The organism is Proteiniphilum sp. UBA5384 (assembly GCF_002410825.1).
In the GTDB taxonomy this organism is placed as follows: Bacteria; Bacteroidota; Bacteroidia; order Bacteroidales; family Dysgonomonadaceae; genus Proteiniphilum.
Map to the genome: position 1 here is coordinate 47,602 of NZ_DHOS01000002.1, position 24,682 is coordinate 72,283.

The following is a 24,682-nucleotide window of genomic DNA, read 5'->3' on the forward strand; positions in this document are numbered from 1 at the left end:
GCCTGTACGATGACGCTACCATATCTACTGTAAATCTCTTGCGGAATCGCCACATTAGATAAAAATTCCGATTGTCGTTACGTTGCATACCATTATGCAGCAGATATTTATATTACGCCTTACCGGACCGAGCTCCTCGCCAACATAATGATCAGCATATCCTAGGAAACTCACTGCCGTGGCTGGTGAAGGAGTACCGGAAAAACAGCGACTAAGAGACAGGTGGCTGTTGCAACCGGCTCGAGAAAGAAGGAGTAAGCCTCAACCAAAAAGCAGAAAGTACACTGGCTTACCTGATCGCCTATTTGATAGTGATGACGGTGCACGAAGAATATTACAGCAAGGATTATAACCACCCCAAGTAACATTGGAAGGGATTGTTTATATCCCTTCCAAAAAATAGTTTAATTGCCTATATTTTGTGTACAATAGGTCATAAGTTTTCCGATTCTCCGCACGGGGCATATATTCCACCATATACCCCTGCCCCATTGTTTCAAGGGCGCTTTCCATGGAAGGAAAGACCTTCGCGGCAACAGCAGCACACATGGCGGCACCCAGAGCTCCGGCCTGCTGTGCTGCCGCCACTTTAATAGGTACGCCCATTATATCGGAAAGCGTCTGCATTACATAGGGTGATTTTAGGGAGATCCCTCCCACCCCAATCACCTTATCCACCCGTACACCCTCTCTTTCGAGATGCTCCATAATGGCACGGGATCCGAAAGCAGTGGCTTCTACCAGACTCTTAAAAATTTGCGCGGGGGTAGTAGCCAAAGTAATTCCTGCAATTCCACCTTTCAACGTAAGATCGGCGAAAGGGGTACGACGACCATTCAACCAGTCGGTCGCCACCGGGTCCAACGCTGTTATCGGCAGTATTTCAGCCGCCTCGTTCAGCTGCGGCAATATTCGTGCTGCCGCCTCTGCCCTCTCTCTTTCCGGCAAGAGGTTCAGCGACCAGGAAAGTATTCCCTTCCACCAGGCGTATACGTCGCCAAAGGCGGATTGACCCGCCTCCAGCCCTACCAATCCGGGGATAACCGATCCGTCTACCTGTCCACTGATCCCGGAAATCAGCTTCTCTGCGATATCCTCTTTGGGGGTGACCACAATATCGCAGGTAGATGTCCCGATGATTTTCACCATCGTGTGCGCCGTAATACCGGCTCCAATAGCCCCGGCATGCGCGTCGATGATTCCGACGGACACATTCACGTTTTGAGGCAATCCCAACCTCTCTGTCCACTCCTGCGTCAGTTTCCCGGCAGAGATGTCACTGGTATATGTTTCGTTCTTTAAACGGGCTCCAAACCCATCTAACAGGGGGTCAAGCGCCGAGAGAAACTCCTGCGAAGGGTAACCACCCCATTCTGCTGCCCACATCCCTTTATGTCCCGCAGCGCAACGACTGCGCCTTACCTTCTCAGGCTTCAGGTTTCCGGTCAATAATGCCGGCATCCAGTCACAATGTTCAATGATAGAATAAGCCTTAGACCTGATTTTTTTATTTTCCCGAAGCACATGCAGTGCCTTCGCCCAAAACCATTCTGAAGAATAAATACCTCCTGAACGGGATGTAAAATCGATCTCCCAGCTATGTGCAAGTGTATTGATTTCATCCGCCTCTCGTATTGAAGTATGGTCTTTCCAAAGAATAAACATCGCATCGGGCTCATCTGCCAACTCGGGCAGGAGCGCCAACGGTGTACCGTCCCTGTCAGTCAGACAAGGTGTACTTCCGGTTGTATCTATCCCCAGGGCGACAATATTTTTTATCCCATCGACTGATAGTTGCGACAATAAATCATGCATCACTTCCACCAGCGAATCGATATAATCCTGCGGATGTTGCCGGTATCGGTTGGCCGAAGAATTGCAATACAAACCCTCCCTCCAACGGGGATAATAAGATACTGCTACACCTACTTCTTTTCCTGATGCGGCATTTAAGGCTACTGCCCGACATGAATCGGTGCCATAATCAATTCCTATGACTAGTTTTTCCATTTCATTTATTTTCCGTTACCCAGCTTTTTGCTGCGTGCTATTGTAAAACTGTAATAAGTGATAATAATAAATGCGATAGCAGGTACCCAATAGGCAAACTTAATGCTTCCCGCCTGATCCGAAAGGATACCCTGAATCTGTGTCAGCAGCGCTGCTCCTGCGATGGCCATCACCATACCCGAACCGGCAATTTTGGTATCATCACCCAATCCCCTCATGCCCAATCCATAGATTGTGGGGAACATGGCCGACATGCAACCCGAAATACCCATCAAAGCATATACACCCATAAATCCTTCTCCATAAATCGTCACAAGGGAGCAGATTAATGCCAAAATACCCAATCCTGATAATATGTTCACCGGACGGGTATATTTCATCAGCCAAGTACAAATAAATCGCCCCACTACGAATAATATCAGCGACAAGATATAATAAGTAGCTCCGGCCTGCTCCGCCGTACGAGGTAGCAGTGCGTCCAGTCCGAGGTATTCACTCAACGAATAAAAAGAACCTGCCACCGGTTCCACGCTGCGCAATGCTCCAATAATTGCTTCTTGTGAAGGGTTGACACCCAGTCCGGCGATCACCACATCCAGATCAAGTTGCTGCATCGCATAACGGATAATGAACGACCAGACAGCGATTTGCGAACCCACATAGAAGAACTGTGCCACGACACCCCAGACATAATTTTTATTCCTTTTCAACCTCCCCCAAGTAGCTTTTAAATCTAAACTCTTGTCATCATCCTGTGCTTTGGGCATTTTGGTGAAAATGATCAACAAAAACAACACCAACATTACCATGCCCAAGATCAAATAGGCGGTCGTAACGGCACTCAGTTCACCTCTCTGAATATCAACTAATTCAGAACTACTTAACATAGCTCTTTCTCCAGCCGTCAGGGTATTTAGCTGTGAGAGAACAAATATCTGGCTAGCCAACACACCGGTCAATGCGCCAAAAGGGTTGAACGACTGTGAAAAATTCAACCTTCGGGTGGCTGTCCTCGGATCGCCAAGTGCATATACATACGCATTGGTAGCTGTTTCAAGCACCGAGAGGCCGGCAAACAACACAAAAATAGCAAAGAGATAAGTTGCAAAACTTAGTGGTGAACTGATCTCATTAACCAACATAGCCGGATAAAAGAGCATCGATCCTATGATACAGAGCAACAACCCCAGCTGCACACCCGATTTAAAAGTTCTCTTTTTGATGTAAATGGCACCCGGAAGGGCAAAACAACCATAACCCAAGAGATAGCATACCACCTGTATCCAGGCTGTTTGCGTATCATTCATGCTCATAATTCGCTTGAATGCCGCCAACATGGTATCAGTCATATTGTTGGGTACTGCCCAAATAAAAAAGAGGGAAGTAAGAAGAATAAAGGGGAACAGTATCCCGGGGGGGATCAATCGCTGCTTTTCTACATTATTTGTATTCATATTTATTGAGAATCAAGAGCCAAGAATCAAGAGCCAAGACGTCTAGTATCAGTGTTGGTTCCTTTCTTGCTTTATATTATTATTTAAAAATTATGGAATCTATAAATTCGAAGTAAAACGGGGTCAAAAGATGTTTCTGACTTTCTCAAGATTTACTCCCAGCAATTTTTCCGCGATGGGGGAAAGGTTAGTCTCTTCGCCTGTGAAATGGAATACGTCATGCCTGTGTGACAATGACTCTCCCGGTTTCAGGAATGCGGCGGGCGAGCAACTCTCCAGTTCGAGGAAAGGCCCCATAATACTTCCATCTTCCAGCGGACCGTCGTTATAAGCGTTGAGTGCGTCTCCTATCAGCGGATCGCGATCGGGATTCCATTCCTGATTCAAATAGGTAGCATCAGGGTTCGTATCGAATGTGATAATGGTCAATCGCCTGGCAAGCGGATCGTAATTCCCTGCGATTGCTTTGGTACGTTTGGGATTCATTCCCAGTTTTCCTCTTGATTTTCCATCGGTTTTAAGATAAAGGATACCGTTATCGTCTTTAAGGCGATCAGCCGGGATTTCTCCAAAATAATCGGACGTCACCACTTTTCCTAAATCTTTCTCCTCACCGGCATTATAGGGAATTACCGTTACTGCCGTTTCGGAAGGGTTGAACATATCGAGCATCCAGATGCAGACCGTTCCCGTCTCGGGTGTCCACTCGAAATCATTTTTGTTGGTGATCTTATTGGTTGTCTCATAAGCCACTCCCTTCACTCCCTGCGGTATCTCAACCTGCAACTTGCCGGCTATTCCGGATGGAGAGAGCAGTGAAATTTTTCGTTCAATCCCAATATTCAGAAGATTTCCCAGGTAGTTTCTCTGTGTCATTTCTTTGGTGAAGACAGCCTCTTTTCCAGTCACTCCGTTTACTTCCCACTCTTCAATATCAATTGCTTTTGGAGTATGCCAGTTATCATACACCTGTTCTTTCCCCTGTTCAAAGTAGATAGAATACTTTCCGCCTTCCGGTCCGAGCCAGAAACGATCCTCGCCACCGAAGCCGTTCATATGTTCATCCACTATACCAGCATCAAAAAAATTGTAGTTCACAAACCCGTGACTTTCTCCTCCAAGACCGTTGGCCGTGGAAGTAAACACTTTTCCCTGATACCTGGCCGACAAGATTATCTGTGCTTTTTCATCTTCCGACTTTAGTACGATTAATCCTTCATCTTTTTCGGATAGATAATTCAAATCATATCCAAAAGTTCCTTTTTCATATTCCTTTTCCATGTTTTCTGATGTTTTTTTATTGCCTGTACAAGAGAATAAAATTGCTCCTCCCATCATGACGGGCAACATAGTGCGATAGATTTGTTTTAGTTGCATAAGATAAAAATTAGATACAAGCGCCAAGAGTCAAGAACCAAGACATTTTATTGACAATATCGGTTACTTCATAATTGGCTGAATCGATTATTGAATAATTTTATTTGATTTTTCCAAATTTATCGAGGATACGGTTATAGGCCTCTGCTGCTGCACCATTTCCCCAATCGTATATGGTAAATTCCCCTATTCCTTCACCTTCGGGACTTGTCCGTCCTCCATGGCCGTAATTTTCCATCATAAATCCGTAGTCCTCCTCACCAAAGAAGGGGTATACTCTCTCCCATTGTACTTTTGTGACAGGGTTCAAAGGACTGTACATCATTACAAACGATGCTTTCAGCGCCGCCCACCCTCTTTCATTATACTCATCATTGCTTAATAGTTTTCCATACTGCAGGATAAGCTCTGAGAAAAGGCTCTGGCGCGAGTCGTTCCATTCGCCATCGGCATTCAGCACACCGAAGCCGCCAAGTACATTCACATACATGTAGGGCGGCTGCCAGGAAGCCTGTGTCATCAACATTTCATCGAGCGTACGCTGTCCCCATTCCAGATATTGCCGGTCGCCGGTCAGCCGATAACTCTCAAGAAGCGCCTCTGCCGCCCAGAACATGGAGAAATTGTTCTGTTTGTACATATTATTCCGGCTTACTTTTTTCCCGACCAAATAATCTGATCCATATCGCGAACAGGACCAGTAGGTCTCAAAATCTTCCCATCTCCCGACGGGGATGATATCCCGGATCACCGCATCAATAGCTTTGAATCCGGCCTCTTTGTACTTCTGCTTTCCCGTCAACTCATAGAGTTTCAAAAGAAAAGTTGCCGACATAGAAGTTTCAGATGATTCATTCAGGTGAGCCATTGGTTGCAAAGTATGCAGGTCGAGCCATCCGGGGAAAAAACCGTTCTCCGACTGGATATCGAGTAGTGATTCGGCATATTGCTCGGCGTAACGAAGTAGCCGTTCATCTTTTTCCAGTTCATCATACCATCGAAGCATCAACAGTGCTGTCCAACTCATATCAAGGATATGGAAAGGCGATTCGGCCGCATTCCAGGTATAGGGATTCCTATTTGAGTTTCCCCAAAAATGGGTATCCCATCCCTTGCTGCGGTTATATTTCTTACCGTCTATCTCTACCTCCTGCATCTCTGTTCCGATCAAACCGTAAAAGAAACCTTCGACTTGCGGAAAGGAAAGCGCCAGTTCTTTGGTGAGTAGTGCCTTTTCCATCAGGTCTGTGTTGCCCATTCTTCTGGCATACCGGTATAATCCGCTTGCCGAGCGCAGGGAGCTGAACCATGCCTGATTCCATACCGAACGGAATTCCCTTTCGTTGATTTCTCCCGGATAGTTGGGGCTTTGGGTATAATTCACGATAAAGACCGGTGCACCCACCTTATTGCCTTTCAATCTAAATTCCTGCCAGACATTCTCCGCCCAACTATTAAAAGCCCAGTTATAAGTATGCTCCACATATCGGTCCAGATCGGCATCTCCCGGGTTTCCGGTTTGATAAAGATCATGCCCCCAATGGTTCCATAGGAATTCAAGGGGTCTGCGGAAAGGATTTTTCAATGATGATTCATCCCTGTCCACCATCAGGTAAAAACCGATTTTCACTTCCCCGGCAGGATATTCGGCTCCCGGCTCACGTACAAACAGCACATGATCGTCGACCCTGCCATTACTCATCCCCAAGATAAGTCGGTTTCCTTTCGCATCGAGATCAAGATACCACCTTACCGGCGTTCCTTTTTTCATAATATCCAGATCGGGAATCAGGGTAATCACCTGCCTCCCATCGGCCATGATCAGTGCCGGAGAGCGGAATACATGCTGGTCAATGATATGACGGCCCGTAGGAGTGATATGAGGCGCCCAATGGAAAGAGGGAAAGAAGCCGGGAGTCACCGATACTTGCCAATCATCCTGCTTCACTGTTTTATCGATCGGGAAAGTGAATTGTATATACAGGCAATTCTCATCCACCGCCCTGATCCGGCTAGTACCTTTTTCACTACCTAGCAGGTCATATTGGATTCTTCGGACAGCATTTTTTAATGATTGGGGCAATTCTAGTACTATGGGATAGTGGCTATTCCCCATCTCTATCTCTTGTGCATATAATACACTAGAGAAAATCATGACCATGCCCAATACCGTATAAATAATCCTCTTTATCACCAAATCAATTAATCAGTTAATCAATTCACCCTCTCAAGCGTGATCAAATTGAGTTCGAACTGGTCGGCTTTACCGTTATTTCTCACATGAAACGTAATGGAGTTTGTCTGTGGCGTAAGTTGTATATCTCCCACATGGACATTCTCCCTGAAGGTTTCTTTGTCGGATTTTGTCGAAATCCACTCCGACAGTCGATTCTGCCGTTGCCAAACCTGAAAATCGGCACCGTTCGGCTTCTCATGATAGTTGACCAACACTTTGTATTTTCCTTCGGGTACGTCTGAGAGCATCACTCTTACGGCTCCCTGTCCAAAAGAGGTAAGCATCAACCCTCTGTCCTGAATGACCTGTATCCCTCTCTCAGGAGTAATTTCCATTAATTGCGGGAAATAGATATGGGTAGTTGGAAAATAAACCTCTCTTAACTCCGCAGTGGGTTCCATTCGCTCTTTCAGAGGCTGGTCTGCATAAAAGAATGCCACCGAAGTATAATCCACCGGAAAATTATTTCCTACTTCGCCGTGTTCCATGCCATGATAGAACTCTTTTTCAAACGGCATCTTATCCGAAAGGAAAAAACGATAACCTCCGGTACGTGCCATCGGCAAGGAATAATCAAGCGAACCGTGTATCGGCATGCTGATTCCCCTGTCCCACCGATCGAGCAGCGCATACCACCCTCCGTTATAATAATCTTCCGATCCGGTACCATGCAGGCGCATTTTTCCATCCACATAAGTAGTATCATCACCTTCGAAGAATAGAGTCATACCCGGTCGCAAACCCTGTGCCTGATGGACTGTTCCCACGTAATGCCCTTTTCCTTTGGTTTCCATAAAAGTATAGAACTGTCCCGGTTCAGGCCTCTCCCTTCTCCATACGGTATATAATTTTCCTTCTTCTTCTATATCCCTCGGATTATTGTTATAATAGACTTTTACATTTGCTGTAACGGCATTTTGTTGTACACCGTCTCTCTTTCTATAGATAAACTTCATTGAAGCCGATTGATCGAAAGGCATGGGCAGGTAACAGTAGTTGGATGTGCCCTGCCGCCCCATTACGATACTGCGCATCGCCGGTTTTCCATAAGCATACCCAAAGAAATCGGCAAGCGGGGCATAAATCGCCTCAACTTCTTCATCATCCCATTTTACGGAAAGGATGATATCCTTATAGGAGCCTTCGAAAGCAGTGCCGCCATCAATTTCAAAACCGATGATACGACCGCCGATTGTTCTCTCCAAGGAAACTTCTTTTCCCGGTTCAAGAATAAACGACATTTCCTGGGTGAGATAATCGGCCGAGCGACCAGTAGCATAGCGGTTTACTGTAGGTGATATATCAGCCCACACGTCACTCACCTCTGCCAATACTTCCTTATCGGAAGTAGAAAAATTGCCTGTCCAGCTTTCCACTTGTTTTCCGGGTAGCATCCGGTATTGAATTTGATGGAACATAATTTGCTCTCCCTGAAATACAATCTTCAGTGATTTTGCAAAGGGAATGGGGATATAGCTGTAATACCCACCTATTTCGTTACCACAAACCGGTTTTACGAAGGGATAAACTTCTCCGGAAAAAAGATCCATAAAGCGGATTTTCAAACGTGGAATCCGCTCTCCATCAAAATAAAACAACAATGTGTCTTCGGTAGGTGTAGGAGTCCATATACGGTTTACTACACCCGGTCCTTCAAATTCTGCCAGCACTAGTCCCTCTTTTTCCTTACGGATAAAGGAATAAGTACCATTGAAGCCATCGTCATTCCCTCCTGTCCGGTCGTAACTTGACTCCTGTTCTATCAATTGATTATGTCGATATGAAGGCAACCGGTCCACTCTTTTCAAAAGCTCTACTTCGTCACTCCACCGGTAGGTTTTATTTTGACCGTTTACCTGAAAGAGCCCTGATAAAAACATGAGGATAAGTAATAATGTCTTAACTCCCGTTCTCCTCGTAATTCCTTTCATTATATTTATGATTTTTGTATCCATTTTATAATTAAGCGCATATAATCAATTCACTTCTAACTCTTCCCAGGAAGGAAGCTTGGGGAACGAGGCATGAGGCTCTTTCTGATACCAGAAAGTAGTAGATGAGATATCCGATTGCTGTGGCAGGTAACGGTGTCCATGCCGCCAACCTAAATCCTGAATTGTGATTCTCAAGTCTTTTTTAAACCGTATCGGATCCATCACGTGCCAGCGATACATTCCGAATCGCTGCCCGGATCTGTAGGTAATTTCGGGAGGCAATACCTGCACCAATCCGGCATAAGGTGTTGTAAAAGTAACGTACTTCCCGTGCCGGTCGAAATTATACGATCCGCAGAAATAATCCTCAGTCCCGGTTCCTATGATGGTAGGGAATTGCTTATCTCCATCCATGAAGAATTTGATCTCTCCTTCACCCCACCAACCATTGTTATTCACTTGCCAGGCCATATAGACACCTACATAGTGCCCTTCTCCCTTTATTCCGTCGATAATGGTATAATCGGAGGTTTCATTCACTTTTGTGCGACGGAATTGTGCATGGAAATAGGCAGCATCGTCGGGTACATCCGTCAATGTATAATCGACCTGGTAGTAAAGGTTCATCGGCTCATCATCATTGATATTGGTCATGGTGATCCTGCATTTTTTACGGAATGGCATCACCCAATAGCAATTGAATGCACTTCCCGGATTAACGGTTACCGGCAGAGAATTCAGATGGGCATATTCATTCCACCCCATGCCAAAGAAATCACCCACAGGTACCTCTACTGATGGTTCCATTTCATCATCCCAATAGATACGTATAATGGAAAAACGCCAGTTACCGGTCGGTGTCATCCAGATATGCTGAATGGCACCCGGTCCTTCAATTTCGGCCATGGTAAATGTTTCTCCCGGATTGATGGTCACAAACGGATTCACTTTCCAGCCCTGCCCCAAATCACGGGCAGGAGTCGTGGCATTGGCCGTATTGCGGGGTGCATTGGAATCCGGAATAGCCATCCCCCCCTTTCCTTTTTCCCCGGTAAAGTTTTCGGGACTGATAGAACGTGTTTCCGCATTAGATAGCCGATATAGGTTTCCCATATTCATATCCAATCCGTTGAAATCTCGGTTTTGGGAGAAAATACTTGTTGTAAGTGCGATACAAAAAAGAAAAATGAAAGTTGGCTTTAAACGCATAATAAACAAATTAAAAATTATGATATTCTTATTCTATTGATTAATTTCTTATCTCAAAGATATTATATTTTTCCACATCCATAGATTTATCACCATTTGCATGTGGAAATTGTATTTTCATTTTACCATTAAATATTGAAATGTTTCTTTCTTAAATGACATTTCCGGATATATCATTTCTTTACTTTTAAAAAAATCTCCATTTATCATTCCTGTCAACCGGGGATGAATTGTTGAGTTATTAAAGTGAGTATGAAAAACATAAAACCAGTTATCATTTTTATCTTTAAAAAAATCCCCATGTCCCGTACCGTTTAATCCTATAAGATTACGGCTTAAAATAGGGTTCTCGTCATGTTTTTCCCAAGGACCAAATGGGGATTCACTCACGGCATACCCCAGTGCATAGTCTTTATTTTCAAAATGATTTGCAGAATAAAACAAATAATAAAGGTCATTATTTTTCAAGACTGTAGGTCCCTCTGCAACCTTCCAATTTATCTGTTGAGTGTCCTCCCATCCTGTTTCTGCAGAGATACAAAGTTTCAGTGTTTCTTTTTTAATATCGGACAGGTTTTCGTTTAATTGTGCCACATAAATTTTATTTCCTGTCAACAATTTTACAAAGTAAATATATGCTTTTCCATCATCATCAATAAAAATATATGGATCAATTTGCCGGGTGTCCCCTGAAAGAACTGTATGTTGTTTGAAAGGACCTAAAGGTGAATTACTTTTTGCGATGGCTATATTTTCGTCTGCTGTATAAGCCATGTAAATTTCATCGTTATATAAAAAAACCTGAGGTGCCCAGAATCCGGAAGAACCAAAAACATTTCCCTTCTTCAATGCAAACCCCTGAAGTGTACCGGATGGACCATCCCATTTTCTCAAATCATTTGATTTATACACCAAAAATCCCTGATCAACATCGCCGCCTTTGCCTCCCGTGCCATACAGATAATAAATATTATTATAAAGGAAAATGGTAGGGTCAGCCAGTTCTATTTTTTCCATTAACTGGAAATTAAAAATCACTATATTCGATCGTTTTTCATCGCTCACAACAGTAACATCTATGTTTCCATCCACCTTTTCAGGAACAATGACAACCACTTTTTCCTTATTTGATTCGAGTATTGTTGCGGGATGAATGCCGAAATTCACTTTGGGTAAAGAGGGAAAATTCTTTCCACGTAGAGTAATCGTATCTCCCGGTATTCCTATGCTGGGCATTAATAAATTGAGGACGATTTCATCCTTGGTGACAATTTCAGTTTCCTCTTCCGGGTGAGAATTTTGGCATCCCAACAAAAGAACAAAAATGAAAAGAACAGATAATCCGTCAGTTAAATACATAAGAGTCTTTTAGTTTAACGAATTAATTTACATTATAAATAAAATAGTAACCTTTGCCGAAGCATAAATGCCCCGGCAAAGGTTAAAACAGATATTATATCCCGGGTAGGACAAATCCTTCGGGAGTGACAATCATTGCATTGATATAATAAAATCCATCGGGATTGTTATTATTGGGACCGGCAGAAATTCTGATATCTATAGTACCAAATTCTGTGGGCTTAATACCGTCCACGATAGCGACCTCTGATCTGTTTTTTGATGTTTCAAGCAGATCAAAGCCACTGTTATCACCTATTGCTTCATACTTTGTTTCCCTCTTATCAGTTGCATCTCTTCTTGAACCATAGAACACAAACTGGTATTTCTTATCCGGATTCAAATTATAGATCGTAAATCCGGATACAGGAGTATTTTTATCACCATAAAAAGCATCCTGGCATACCTGTTGGGGAAGACCGATCGTGGTACTCAATTCACCCGATTCGTTTCTATTGGTAAACCGCGCAGTAATACTCATCGCTATACCGGTAAAGCTACCGTTGGCATCTGCCATATCCAGAAGCGGTGCATTGCCGTTGTCAGGAAAATGAAGGAATGGTGCAGAAGCCTGTAGCATACCGAAATCAACATAGATAGGTTGTTGCAATTCGAATGTACTCTTCTCTATCGGTACTTCCATACCGTCCGGCAAAAGCATCATTGCATTGATACCAAAGAAACCGTTCCAATGGGTATTATTGGGGCCCGGCTTCATTTTAATGGCAATGGTTGCATCATCAGCCGGTTCAATACCTTCTATCACAACAATTTTACCCAGATTGTTATCGTTATCGAGCAAGCCTGTTTTCTGATTCTTACCCACTACATTGAACTCTGTCTCGGTGTTATTATCATTGATAGAACCATATAAAACCAAGGTATATTTTATATCTCTATTCAGGTTTGAGAGAGTCAGGCTACTTTGAGGTGTAACTTTTCCATCCGTAAAGAACATATCTTCCGAAGCAGTCTTTGGTAATCCGAGGACATTCTCCAACCCTCTGGACAAGGTACCGGTAAATCGTTCTGAAACTTCAATGGCGAAATTGGAATTGTTCCCATCTATATCTTTCAGCCCTCCCAATTTGACATCATTAGGGGATTTGAAATTATTAAATGGTGCCGGTGATTCCACCGGACCGAAGTCTATAAATATCGGAGCCTGCAGAATAAATTCATTGGGACCCGGTTCTTTGAAATCTTCCAATTCAGTTATCTGTTTGGGGTTACTCACCGCATAATAGGCTGCTTCTTTTGCCAGTTCTATATCAAATTTCAATAAGCCGTCCGGTTCAAAATCATTTTCCCTGATACCACCGAAGAGAGCTTCAAACCAAGCGGAGGCTGCCGTAAAACGACCTATAAGCAAGTTCAGATGGTAACCGTCACGAGTAAACTTATCTCCTATATAGCTGGTTCGGCCATTTTGTATGGCAGTGCCTGCCGGCACTATGATATCAATATCCGTCAATTCTTTTGCTTTCCATGCTGTCTCCACGATGGCATTGTACATTTTCATCTGGTCATTGTCGTAGTTGGGAAATCCGGAATGGTTGGAATCTTCTGCATACGCCCATGTTTGGTGGAGAATATATTGTATGTCGGGATTGGTAGAATAATTTTGGGCATATTCCACCAATTTCGGCAGGTATTCCTGATATCCGTCAAATATTCCCGATAACTGGCTGACTTCCTGAAAACTGATATAATCCCAATTCTCGCGTGTAAGGGCGTTCAAAATAGTCTGTTCATTAAAACTGTTCTTGGAACCGTCCGGACTTATCAACCTCAACTGGTATGCAGGGTTGTCTTCTGAAATATTTTTCCAGTGCCCTTCCAGCGACTGTCCGCCAATATACATGTTTCCAATCATTACTTTGCGGCCTGACGCGGCCGCCAGGTCATAGAGATAATTTTCCACCGCATCTTCCGAGAAACTATTCCCTATCGTCAATATCTTGAAAACACGCTCCTTTCCTACCGTTAAATCAGAAAAATACTTCAGATTACCATCGGTAGATTCAATCTTGATCACAGAGGTCCCTTCAGACAATCCGGTAATGATGGCCGTATGGTTATCGAGAGGCTCAATAGAGGCAATATCGGCATCCAGGATTGTCCATTCAAAGGTCTTGGACTCACCGCCCAAACTGTCTGTAGCAGCTTTAATTACAAACTTTTCACCGGGTGTAATAGAGATGGCGGTTTTATTCAGGCTCACAAATTGTCTGCCCGACAAATCCACCGAAAAATCATCATTACAAGCCAAACTGCTGAATAAAACGGTCAGCAGGGTTAATAATATTTTTATTTTCTTCATAATTTCCATCTTATTTAATGAAATAGAATATTAATATCCGGGTGCCTGTCTCAGATTAGGATTAATATCCATCTGATTCTGGGGGACCGGCCACAGGTACATCTTCTTGTTAAAGTAACGGTTTTTATAGAAAGTACGTTTATAAAAAGCGAGAGGATCACTTACATCTTCACTTTTTTTCGTGCCATTTTTATTCATTCCATAGAGACCTACATTAAGATACTTTTCTCCCAACTTCCATCTTCTTAGATCATTAAAACGAACTCCTTCACAATTGAACTCTATCCTACGTTCATGCTGGATAGCTTCTCTCATTTCCTCTTTACTTAAGCCCTCTTTCAAATCAGGAATTCCGGCACGTTCCCTCACCAGGTTCACATATTCATACACTTCGTCATTGGGACCTTGAGATTCATTGATTGCTTCGGCATATCCGAGATAAGCTTCGGCAAGCCTATACAAAATTCCGGGTTGATTAGCGTAATACTTTCCATTCTTCGGATCCACATCCAAACTCACCCTTTTCCTGATATTATATCCGTTTTGCGGAGAGTCAAAAGTAGGTCCCGTATCTACTCCTCCACTTAAAAAGTTAACCCTCCTATTGGCCACGCTCAACCATTTTTCATTGAAAATTACCGATACATAAAAACGTGGCTCTCGATTACAATACATGTTGTATGTACCGTCAAGCGTTACAGGTCTCATGCCTGTGGCATTATCAGCCATACTGCTTGGTCCGCCGCCCGGCCATTTTGTTTGCCTCATTTCAGCTTGGACAGAAAAACCTTTTTCCACATATCCCGATTCAGGATTGATGATTGGAGAAGCATCGGCGTTGTATCCCAAAATGGGAGCGATTCCGTTTGCCATATAAAAAGCATCTACCAATTCCTGGGTCACACCCATTGCCGCATTTCCATTGATTCCTTTGGGAAGGTGATGCGACTGCCACCAGTGCATATCGTCACTACTTCCATCGACAGGCCTGACAAAGAGAATCTCTTTATTCCCGCTATTGATTGACTTGAGTGATAAATTGTAATATGACATGAAAGGATCGATAGAGCCATCGTTGTTGTACTCTTTGTATAACTCATGCCCGGCTTTATGTGCCGCATCTATCAAGTCCTTATGTGCGTTTGCGGCCCGCGTCCATTTTTGTGCATCATATTCCGATTGAAAGAGATTCACCTCTTCGTTATTTTTCCAATCCACAAGATCAGGATTACCATTAAAAAGGGGACTTGCCGCAGTTAAAAGCATTTTTGCACGGACTGCGAGTGCCATAATGCTTGTAGCCCTACCCCAATCATTATTGTTGGGATATACATCGGGCAACTTTTTTGATACCTCTATTAATTCCTGATCAATCCAGTCTACAATTTCAGCATAAGGTGTTTGACCAATCAATAATTCCTCAGTGGGTGCAGTCACATCATAAATTACCCCGGGTGCAAACGGAATGGAACCATACATTTCTATCATCAACGAATAGTAATAGGCAATAAGGAAACGCACCTCATTTTTCATCTGATCCACATATTCCTGGGTAAGGCCCGCTTCCGGTATAACTCTCACATTTTCAATGAATACCAATCCGGTACGGATACGTTTGGGCAATTCAGTCCAATAACTGGGATTCCATGCTGAATTTGGATTCCAGTTGGCGGTAGTATAATCATATACATTTTTCCAGCCAAAATCGCGCCATTCCTGAGGAATGGTAATATCATCTCCCATAATATTGAATCCCTGGTCCTTATAATATCCCCAAAGAGGAGCCGGTATGGATGAATAGACACTTGCCAACCAATCCTCAGTACGTATCTTGTCGGAAAAAACCTTGTCCATGGTCAGGAAATCATCGGGTTGATAGTCCAGATAGTCTGAACAACTTATCCCGAAGAATAACAAGGAACTCAACAATATAATTGTATATATATTCTTTTTCATGTCGTTTTTTAATTATTGAAATTAATACTCAGCCCCAATGATACAGACTTCATTTGAGGGTATTTTAATCCGTCGGTTGTTTCCAGTTCAGGATCCCATAATTTAAATTTGGAGAAGGTCAGCAAGTTTGAGCCCCTGACGAAGAACCGGCAGTCACGCACTCCTATTTTATTGGTCCATATATGGGGGAAACTGTATCCAAATTCAATATTTTTCAGTCGCAAAAAACTCATATCCTTTAACCACCATGTGGAGGCACGTTCATTATTTGCCACGGCCTTATTCCCCAATCTGGGCCAGAAGACATCTTGGCTAGGATTATCAGGCGTCCACCGGTCATCGATATTTGAAAAAATATTGCCGGCACCTGCCACCGATCCGGGAAGCCAGCTTTCACCCTTTAAAATCTGGTATGTATTACCGGCCCCCTGGAAGAAAAATCCAAAATCGAATGCCCTGTACTTCACATTTGCTCCAAAGCCATAAATAATTTCGGGAGTACGTGTTTTTCCGATTGCTGTCTCATCCAATGAATTGATCTCACCATCGCCATTCATATCCTTGTATTTGATATCGCCGGGGCGCAAATTTCTTATATCACTAAAATTTTGCACGGGGATACCTTCTTTCAACAAGCCGTTTTCATCGAAATCATCCTCAGTAAATAGCCTTTCGGCAATCAAGCCAAACAATTGTCCTACAGGCTTGCCTGTAACCGATCGGTAAGTTCCCCTTTTAGATAGGGGTTCATCGATTTCCACCACTTTGTTATGGGCATAGGTATAGTTCGCGATGGCTGATACAAACCAATCCTTATTGAGTTGCTTGTTGATGTTAAGAGACATATCTACTCCCTGGTTATCCACTTTTCCGAAATTAGCCCAAACGGAACGGTTAAATCCGGCTGATCCCGGCACATTGTAGCGTTCCATAAATATATCTTTACGGCTCTCCTTAAAAATATCTACCGTATAACTGATCGTATTATTCCACAGACCGATTTCCAATCCTAAATTCTTTTTTGTCACAGTTTCCCAGGTAAGATCGGCCACGCCAACGTCTCCCTCTGCACGACCGAGACGGTATGTGTTTCCTTCGGGTCCCCACCAATATTTGCCGGTATTCTCAATAGTCGATATATAAGCAAAACGATGGTCCCATATATTTGTACCTAAAATACTGTTACCGGCTTTTCCAATAGATCCTCTGATTTTAAGATTGGAGACAACATCTTGTATGGGTTCCATAAACCCTTCCTGAGAAATAATCCATCCCGCTGCCACCGCCGGAAAGAAGCCAAATCGTTTTCCCTTGGCAAAATTTTCCGAACCGTTATAACCAAAGTTGAACTCTCCCACATAACGCCGATCATACGTATAGGAGAAGCGCCCGGCGATTCCCTGGTTCCGGTAAGGCTGTTTATCACCCCTGTCGTACTCTTTTTGATTATACAAGAACATGGTATTCACATCATGCAGGTCATCAAATATCCGGTTGTAGGAGAGCATTCCTTCAAGATAGATACTTTGGTCTCCCCAATCCGCACCCTTGCTATGACCTAAATATTGTTCTCCGGGATTCGAGATAGAAGTAATAAGATTCCCGTCTGCATCACGACCTGTCGCAGGACTGTAATAATCCGGAGTTTTCGCTCTGGTTACGGAGTTACCTGAAAACTTGTCGAATGCAAAAGTCAATTTTGCCTTTAAACCGTCAGTAATAAATTTTAAATCCTGCTCTACAGAAGTGAGTGCTTCTATCTTACTGTTATTCATCTTCTCAAAACCCCGTTGCGTAGACCATGCCCATGGATTTTCCTTGGCGAATATGCGTGGAAGGCGCCCGCCTGAGTATACAGGAGGATGGATATAAGGAGGGATACGCATGGCCTGGTAAAAAATTCCAAAATTGCTTTCATCATTTCCGGGAGGCGCATTTTTTGTTTGCAGGAATCCTCCTAAGTTTACTCTAAGAAGGGTAGAGGGAGTTACATTTACATCCACATTGGAGCGAACTGTATATCTGTTCACTTTGAGTGATGAGTCCCAATCCTGGGTTTTATCTCTGCGAAGAATACCATCTTCAGTAAAATAACCCAATACCAGTGAATAACGGAGTATATCCGACCCACCGTTTACGCTGAGGTTAGCTTTGGTTTGCTGTGCGTGATCTTTTGCAATTACATTCCACCAATCGACATCCGGATAAAGTTCCGGATCGGTTTGATATTTGTAATTCAATAATTCGGCTTCTGTCATGAAAGGTACTTCTCCATTTTCGGCATTCATTTCATTCATCAGCTCTATGTATTTCACGCTCCCTACATAATCCAATAACCGGATAGGGGACGTAAACGACTGCTCAAAACGTACATCTACCTGGGGTTTTCCAATTTTTCCCCGTTTCGTATTGATCATTATCACACCGTTGGCACCCCTTACGCCATATACGGCACTGGCGGCAGCATCTTTCAATACGGAGAAAGATTCTATCTCTTCGGGGTCAATGTCGTGGATAGACCGTTCTACACCGTCTACCAATACCATTGGATTGGCATTTCCAGTAAAGGTACTGATACCCCTGATCCAAAAGTCCGAATTATTAAACCATGGATTACCGCTTCGTTGCACGGCAATCACACCGGACACCATCCCTGCGAGATTATTACTTATTGATCTGCTGGGCGTCAACGACAATTTTCCGGGTTCTACGTTTGTTATGGATCCTACTACGGATGCCTTTTTCTGTGCTCCAAATCCCACAATTACCACTTCGTCCAACGCTTCTATATCTTCCTCCATAGAGACATCGACAATTCCTTTATTCCCCACTTCAATCATCTTCTCTTTAAATCCTACGTAAGTAAACTTCAATACAGGATTTTTAGATGTCACATTTACTGTATATGTACCGTTAATATCCGTTACTGTACCATTAGAAGTCCCGACTTCCATTACATTCACTCCAATCAGGAGTTCACCACTTGTATCCATTACACGCCCGGTTATTTTTCGCTGTGACTGTGAAACATCCTCACTATCAGCAAAAACAGAGATCGTGTTTCCCATGCAAAGGATCAATAAGAAAAGAAACCACTTTTGTGTCTTTTCCGAAAAACACTTTTTTAATTTTCTATTTTTCATGTTTCAATAATTAAATATCCCATTCTTTTTTAAAAAGTATAATTGATATATGACTATTACACAAATAACTATAGAGTACATAAAGTTCTTACTCATTCTATTTATACAACGGTCCATAAGCCTTACAAGCACGGTAATCGGCCCCCTCGTTGTCGGAACCGAAGGCCGACCATGCATCGGGACGGAAGATCTTGTCATCATCCACGTTGTGCATGTTCACGGGGATGGACAAGGCGGCAGCCAGTGTGATCAGATCTGCGCCGATATGACCGTAACTGATCGCGCCGTGGTTGGCACCCCAGTAATTCATTACCGAGTAGATATCGGTGAAGCGTCCTTTACCGGTGATACGCGGTACAAAGAAGGTCGACGGCCAGGTCTTGTCGGTCCGCCTGTTGATGATGTCGAACACCTCATCGGGGAAGGTAGCGGTCCATCCTTCGGCGATCTGCAGCACGGGTCCCAGTCCCTTGATCAGGTTCAGACGGCACATGGTCACCGGCATACCCGCTTTTGTCAGGAATTGCGAGGAATAGCCTCCACCGCGCATATATTCCAGCGACGCGGGATACCAGGTGGTGGCACCGAGCATCTTTTCCACTTCCTCCCCGTTGATTTCCCAGAAGGGTTTCATCACCGGATTGCCGTCCTGATCCGATTGTTGGCCGGTACCGTCGAGGGTACAGGAGCCGGAGTTGATAAGATGGATCGCGCCGTCTTTCAAAATCCCCTCCGGTTTCCAGCCGCTTACACGCTCTATCGCCTCGGGGCTCCAGTAGGTGCGCACGTCGGCAAAGATCTGTGCCCTGTTGGTCAGCAGCTGGTTGAACAGCATGCTGATACCGTTCAGGTGGTCATCCTCGGTGGCGAAGGTATAGGGTTTGCGGATGCCGTTCCAATCGAAAGAAGAGTTCAGGATTGCTTCCGGGAAGTCGCCGTCGGGCAGAAAATCTGTCCATTGGCGCTGTCCCTGGAAACCGCCCGCTATAGCATTATGTCCGAGCGCCTCTTCTCCACGTCCCATTTTGTCTAATACGGGATTGCCTTCCATAAGGTCGCGCATGATGAGTGTCATCTTCACCACGAATTCCCAATCCCGGTCTTTCTGTTCACGGCTATGCTTCAGGTGAGCGGGGTTGAAATCCTCCCCTTCACGGGGCATGCAGTTTTCACGGGTCCACCGCATCGCCCTTTCAAACTCGTCATGGTCGTAGATACCCAGCTGAATGCGCCGCAGTATCTCGCTGGCATCCACGAATTCGGTACGCATGCCCAGGTATTCCTGCAGGAAGTCGGGATTGGTCATGGAACCCCCGATGCCCATCGACACCGAACCGATGGAGAGGTATGATTTACCCCGCATGATGGCTACTGCAAGGCCGGCACGGGCAAAGCGGAGCAGTTTATCCTTTACGTCATCGGGTATGGCCGGGTCATTCATGTCCTGCACTTCCCGTCCATAAATACCGAATGCAGGCAGGCCCTTCTGGTTATGGACTGCCAAGGCGGCTGCAAGATACACCGCGCCGGGGCGTTCGGTGCCGTTGAAACCCCAGATGGCCTTGGGAATGTTGGGGTTCATGTCGATGGTTTCCGAACCGTAACACCAGCAGGGGGTGACGGACAGGGAAAGGCCCACATTCTCCCTTTCAAATTTCGCGGCACAGTCGGCCGCCTCCTTCACTCCACCGATACAGGTATCGGCTATCACACACTCCACCGGGGAGCCGTCGGGATAACGCAGGTTCTCACGGTAGAGTTTTTCCACACTTCTTGCCAGATTCATGGTGGTCCCTTCAAGGGATTCCCTGATACCTCCCCGACGTCCGTCGATTACAGGGCGGATGCCGATTTTTGGGTAAATTTGTTGCATACGATCTATTTTTACTTTTTATATATAATATAGGATTTGATTAATCGTTTAACTATACTATTTTACTTAATTTATTCAATGATTTCCATTATAGAACTTTCAAAATTGATTAATCGTTTAACTAACTTTGGGAAATTTTTTATGCTATCAGTTCTGCCTCTAAAAACTGTTTTCTGATTTTGGCATTTTTATTTTCTATCCGCTCAATAAGCAATTCCAAGGATCTTTTTGCCATTTCTTCAATGGGTTGTTTTATAAATGGCACTCTAAAGGGAAACAGATTGATGGCATCTGTTTCATCAAAGCACATAACCTGTATGTCTTTTTGGATAAGGATTTCATGTTTGAGCAGAGATTTTATGCCGGCCATCGAAATTGTATTGGTGGCAAAAAAAATAGCATCTACCCTATTTTTACTGTGTAACAGGCGTATAATAGCCTCATCCATATCTTTCTCCAACATTTGATAACTTACCTCCTGTACATTATCCGGCTTATATAAATCTGCGTCTTTTACCGCCTCTATAAATCCTCTTTTACGTTCGTTGGTATGATACTGATCCTGCCGATAAGTGATAAATGCAGGATTTTTATACCCTTGTCCTATCAATTGTTTTACAGAACGATAACAAATTTCATAATTATTGATCAAAACAGAAGGCACATTTAATTTAGGGAATCCCCTATCCACTAAAACTAAAGGCTTATTCACTTTTAAAAGTGATTCTATTAATTCTTCACTCCCTTCAGCCGGAGTAATAATCAGTCCATCTACTTGTCGTGAATTAAGGAAAGCGATAATCTTCTCCATCTCTTCCAATTTTTCATTGGTATTTCCTATAATCACGGTATATCCTTCTTTCTCCGCATAATTTTGAATATGCAACGCCAACGTACCAAAAAATACGTTTGAAATATCAGCCACTATTAATCCGATCGACTTGGAATGACCCATTTTCAAACCTTTGGCAAGACTATTGGGTATATAATTCAATTCTGCTGCTTTATCTATGATTCTTTTGGACATTTCTTCACTTACCCGTCCATTTTTGTTCTTTCCATTCAAAACAAGTGAGACGGTTGCTGCGGAAACTCCTAGTTCTTTCGCAATTATTTTCAAAGAAACTTTTTCCACCTTCATAGATGTTTATAACGTAACTTAACGCAAAAGTAAAAGGTTAATCGATTAATTAAAAATTATTTTGTATGTTTTATAACATATTTAAGGCAGTTATCCTTTATTTATATTAATTCTAAATAACGTGAAATTTCTACACATTAAATCTAAAATGCATGATATCACCATCCTGCACTACATATTCTTTTCCTTCTACACTCATTTTACCTGCTTCTTTCACGGCATTTTCCGAACCATACGCAATAAAGTCCTCGTATTTGATTACTTCCGCACGAATAAATCCTTTCTCAAAATCGGTGTGGATTACTCCGGCACATTGTGGAGCTTTCCATCCTTTTTGAAAAGTCCATGCACGTACTTCCTGGACACCGGCAGTGAGGAATGTCTGTAAATCCAACAGACTATAAGCAGTTTTTACCAAACGGCTTACACCGGACTCTTCTAATCCTATCTCTTTCAAAAACATTTCACGCTCTTCATAGGTATCAAATTCAGCAATTTCTGACTCAATTTTAGCTGCTACAACCAATATCTGGGCATTTTCATTTTTAACTGCTTCATGAACTGCTTCTACATATTGATTACCGTTTACAGCACTCGCTTCATCGACGTTGCAAACATACAATACAGGTTTTGCCGTCAAAAGAAAAAGTTCTCGTGCCATCTTCTTTTCGTCTTTGGTATCGAAAATAACACTTCGGGCTGATTGACCCCGTAATAAAGCTTCACGAATCCTGGAAAAAACTTCGAAAGCAAGTTTGGCATCCTTGTCCCCACCGGTTTTTGCCTGCTTCTCTACCCTACTGATACGAGATTCAATTGTTTCCAAATCCTTTAATTGCAATTCAGCATCAATAATTTCCTTATCCCTCACTGGATCTACATTACCATCCACATGTGTTACATTTTCATCATCAAAACAACGGAGGACATGTAATATGGCGTCTGTCTCACGGATATTGGCTAAAAATTTATTACCCAATCCTTCTCCCTTACTGGCACCTTTTACCAATCCTGCAATATCTACAATTTCTACAGTAGTAGGTACAATTTTATGAGGATGAATCAATTCAGCCAATTTATTTAACCTCTCATCTGGAACAGTAATCACTCCGACATTAGGTTCAATAGTACAAAAGGGGAAATTTGCCGCCTGCGCTTTCGCATTCGACAAACAGTTAAAAAGAGTGGATTTCCCCACGTTGGGAAGTCCTACAATACCACATTGCAGCGCCATTTTTTAAGACTTTAAGATCGCTTTGCCCAAAAACAAGATTCCAAAGCCATAAATCAAGGCAAAAGAGTGAAGACAAAGCTGAAATTTATATTTTGCGGATGCAAAGGTACAAAAAAGAAAGCAGTTACAAACCGTAGCGTGCAGATATCTCCAACATTCGCTCAATTGGTTTTACTGCTTGTAATCTTATCTCTTCATCTACAAAAATTTCAGGTTTTTCATTTTTCAGACATAAATAAAGTTTCTCCAGCGTATTCATTTTCATATAGAAACATTCATTACAGGCACAAGTCGCATCTTCCGGCGGAGCAGGAATAAATTCCTTATCAGGATTCTCTTTCTGCATTTGGTGTAAAATCCCTGATTCAGTGGCTACTATAAACTGTTTATTGTCCGATTGAGTAGAAAATTTCAAAAGAGAAGAAGTAGAACCCACATGATCCGCAATTTCCAATAAATATTTAGGACACTCAGGATGAGCCAGTAACAAAGCATTAGAATACTTTTTTTTCAATTCCAAAATTCTTTCAATAGAAAACTGTGCATGTACATGGCATACTCCATCCCATAAAAGCATATTTCTTCCTGTCAATTTATTGATATAATCTCCCAGATTCTTATCCGGACCAAAAATTATCTTTTCATCTTCGGGAAGAGATTCCACAATCTGCCTGGCGTTGGTAGAAGTAACAACAATATCTGTAAGTGCCTTTACGGCGGCAGTTGTATTCACATAAGAAATCACAGTATAACCGGGGTGTGCATGTATAAATTCAGCAAAAGGTCCGGCCGGGCAACTATCAGCCAAGGAACATCCGGCATTCAGATCAGGTATAAAAACCCGTTTTTCAGGACTGAGTATTTTAGCCGTTTCCCCCATGAAATGCACACCACACAAGACAATAATATCAGCAGAAGTTTTTGTAGCCCATTGTGCCAAGGCAAGACTGTCACCCACAAAATCAGCGATATCCTGTATTTCAGGTTCCTGGTAAAAATGTGCTAAAATAATGGCATTCTTTTCTTTTTTCAGCACATTTATATTCTGAATAAGTTCTATATTATTTGTCATATAATTATATCTTTCCGTCCAAAGTTACAAAACCCTTTAAAATTAAATTTTCAACCGCACTTATATTTATTATAATATACTTTTAAATTCAAAAAATATATGATGTTGATGAATACCTGTTGAAACTGTTGATGACTTTTTCAAGTAAAAGTTGATTATGACATTATCAAAATTAATACCTATATTATCAAAACTTATCCACAGGAAAATTTTATTTTTCTTTCTGTAAATGTGATAATTACAAATGTTATCATAAATTGTTTACAAAGGGCAAAGTTAATAATTTATTTCTATTACAAGACATTTTTCCTGTTGAAAAATG

14 protein-coding genes are annotated in these 24,682 nt (G+C 42.9%); all 14 read right to left on the bottom strand.

Annotated elements, in window-relative coordinates:
• Positions 1-381: 381 nt before the first annotated feature.
• On the bottom strand, positions 382-2,010 hold the full coding sequence (locus tag B4G81_RS01365; protein WP_294079299.1) for a ribulokinase: 1,629 nt from the start codon (positions 2,008-2,010) through the stop codon (positions 382-384).
• A 5-nt stretch (positions 2,011-2,015) separates the two neighbouring features.
• On the bottom strand, positions 2,016-3,464 hold the full coding sequence (gene fucP, locus B4G81_RS01370) for an L-fucose:H+ symporter permease (protein WP_294079301.1): 1,449 nt from the start codon (positions 3,462-3,464) through the stop codon (positions 2,016-2,018).
• Between the two features lie 123 nt (positions 3,465-3,587).
• Positions 3,588-4,841 (bottom strand): DUF6786 family protein, encoded by a 1,254-nt coding sequence (locus tag B4G81_RS01375; RefSeq protein WP_294079303.1) that lies wholly within the window; start codon positions 4,839-4,841, stop codon positions 3,588-3,590.
• A gap of 100 nt (positions 4,842-4,941) precedes the next feature.
• Positions 4,942-6,996: a hypothetical protein gene (locus tag B4G81_RS01380; RefSeq protein ID WP_294079305.1), complete on the bottom strand. Its 2,055-nt coding sequence runs from the start codon at positions 6,994-6,996 to the stop codon at positions 4,942-4,944.
• 59 nt (positions 6,997-7,055) lie between these two features.
• Positions 7,056-8,957 (bottom strand): glycoside hydrolase family 172 protein, encoded by a 1,902-nt coding sequence (locus B4G81_RS01385; RefSeq protein WP_414703145.1) that lies wholly within the window; start codon positions 8,955-8,957, stop codon positions 7,056-7,058.
• A gap of 96 nt (positions 8,958-9,053) precedes the next feature.
• Positions 9,054-10,220, bottom strand: a complete 1,167-nt coding sequence (locus tag B4G81_RS01390) for a glycoside hydrolase family 172 protein (RefSeq protein ID WP_414703143.1) — start codon at positions 10,218-10,220, stop codon at positions 9,054-9,056.
• A gap of 117 nt (positions 10,221-10,337) precedes the next feature.
• Positions 10,338-11,579: a family 43 glycosylhydrolase gene (locus B4G81_RS01395; RefSeq protein ID WP_294079311.1), complete on the bottom strand. Its 1,242-nt coding sequence runs from the start codon at positions 11,577-11,579 to the stop codon at positions 10,338-10,340.
• A gap of 94 nt (positions 11,580-11,673) precedes the next feature.
• Positions 11,674-13,941, bottom strand: coding sequence for a DUF4886 domain-containing protein (locus B4G81_RS01400; protein WP_294079313.1), 2,268 nt, complete (start codon positions 13,939-13,941; stop codon positions 11,674-11,676).
• 30 nt (positions 13,942-13,971) lie between these two features.
• Positions 13,972-15,897, bottom strand: a complete 1,926-nt coding sequence (locus B4G81_RS01405) for a RagB/SusD family nutrient uptake outer membrane protein (protein WP_294079315.1) — start codon at positions 15,895-15,897, stop codon at positions 13,972-13,974.
• Between the two features lie 8 nt (positions 15,898-15,905).
• Entirely contained in the window at positions 15,906-19,040 is a 3,135-nt protein-coding gene (locus B4G81_RS01410; protein WP_294079316.1) for a SusC/RagA family TonB-linked outer membrane protein, read from the bottom strand.
• A 97-nt stretch (positions 19,041-19,137) separates the two neighbouring features.
• Complete coding sequence (locus tag B4G81_RS01415) at positions 19,138-20,913, bottom strand: L-fucose isomerase (RefSeq protein WP_294079318.1); 1,776 nt, start codon at positions 20,911-20,913, stop codon at positions 19,138-19,140.
• Between the two features lie 139 nt (positions 20,914-21,052).
• Entirely contained in the window at positions 21,053-22,054 is a 1,002-nt protein-coding gene (locus B4G81_RS01420) for a LacI family DNA-binding transcriptional regulator (RefSeq protein WP_294079323.1), read from the bottom strand.
• A gap of 130 nt (positions 22,055-22,184) precedes the next feature.
• Entirely contained in the window at positions 22,185-23,288 is a 1,104-nt protein-coding gene (gene ychF, locus B4G81_RS01425) for a redox-regulated ATPase YchF (protein ID WP_294079325.1), read from the bottom strand.
• A gap of 124 nt (positions 23,289-23,412) precedes the next feature.
• Entirely contained in the window at positions 23,413-24,360 is a 948-nt protein-coding gene (gene nadA, locus B4G81_RS01430; RefSeq protein WP_294079327.1) for a quinolinate synthase NadA, read from the bottom strand.
• Between the last annotated feature and the right edge of the window lie 322 nt (positions 24,361-24,682).

Excerpts from the sequence above, each read along its gene's own strand:
- B4G81_RS01410 (WP_294079316.1), bottom strand. The coding sequence starts at position 19,040 with ATGAAAAATAGAAAATTAAAAAAGTGTTTTTCGGAAAAGACACAAAAG.
- B4G81_RS01390 (WP_414703143.1), bottom strand. The coding sequence starts at position 10,220 with ATGCGTTTAAAGCCAACTTTCATTTTTCTTTTTTGTATCGCACTTACA.
- B4G81_RS01395 (WP_294079311.1), bottom strand. The coding sequence starts at position 11,579 with ATGTATTTAACTGACGGATTATCTGTTCTTTTCATTTTTGTTCTTTTG.
- B4G81_RS01385 (WP_414703145.1), bottom strand. The coding sequence starts at position 8,957 with ATGTTTTTATCAGGGCTCTTTCAGGTAAACGGTCAAAATAAAACCTAC.
- B4G81_RS01405 (WP_294079315.1), bottom strand. The coding sequence starts at position 15,897 with ATGAAAAAGAATATATATACAATTATATTGTTGAGTTCCTTGTTATTC.
- nadA (WP_294079327.1), bottom strand. The coding sequence starts at position 24,360 with ATGACAAATAATATAGAACTTATTCAGAATATAAATGTGCTGAAAAAA.
- B4G81_RS01365 (WP_294079299.1), bottom strand. The coding sequence starts at position 2,010 with ATGGAAAAACTAGTCATAGGAATTGATTATGGCACCGATTCATGTCGG.
- ychF (WP_294079325.1), bottom strand. The coding sequence starts at position 23,288 with ATGGCGCTGCAATGTGGTATTGTAGGACTTCCCAACGTGGGGAAATCC.
- B4G81_RS01415 (WP_294079318.1), bottom strand. The coding sequence starts at position 20,913 with ATGCAACAAATTTACCCAAAAATCGGCATCCGCCCTGTAATCGACGGA.
- fucP (WP_294079301.1), bottom strand. The coding sequence starts at position 3,464 with ATGAATACAAATAATGTAGAAAAGCAGCGATTGATCCCCCCCGGGATA.
- B4G81_RS01420 (WP_294079323.1), bottom strand. The coding sequence starts at position 22,054 with ATGAAGGTGGAAAAAGTTTCTTTGAAAATAATTGCGAAAGAACTAGGA.
- B4G81_RS01380 (WP_294079305.1), bottom strand. The coding sequence starts at position 6,996 with ATGATTTTCTCTAGTGTATTATATGCACAAGAGATAGAGATGGGGAAT.
- B4G81_RS01375 (WP_294079303.1), bottom strand. The coding sequence starts at position 4,841 with ATGCAACTAAAACAAATCTATCGCACTATGTTGCCCGTCATGATGGGA.
- B4G81_RS01400 (WP_294079313.1), bottom strand. The coding sequence starts at position 13,941 with ATGAAGAAAATAAAAATATTATTAACCCTGCTGACCGTTTTATTCAGC.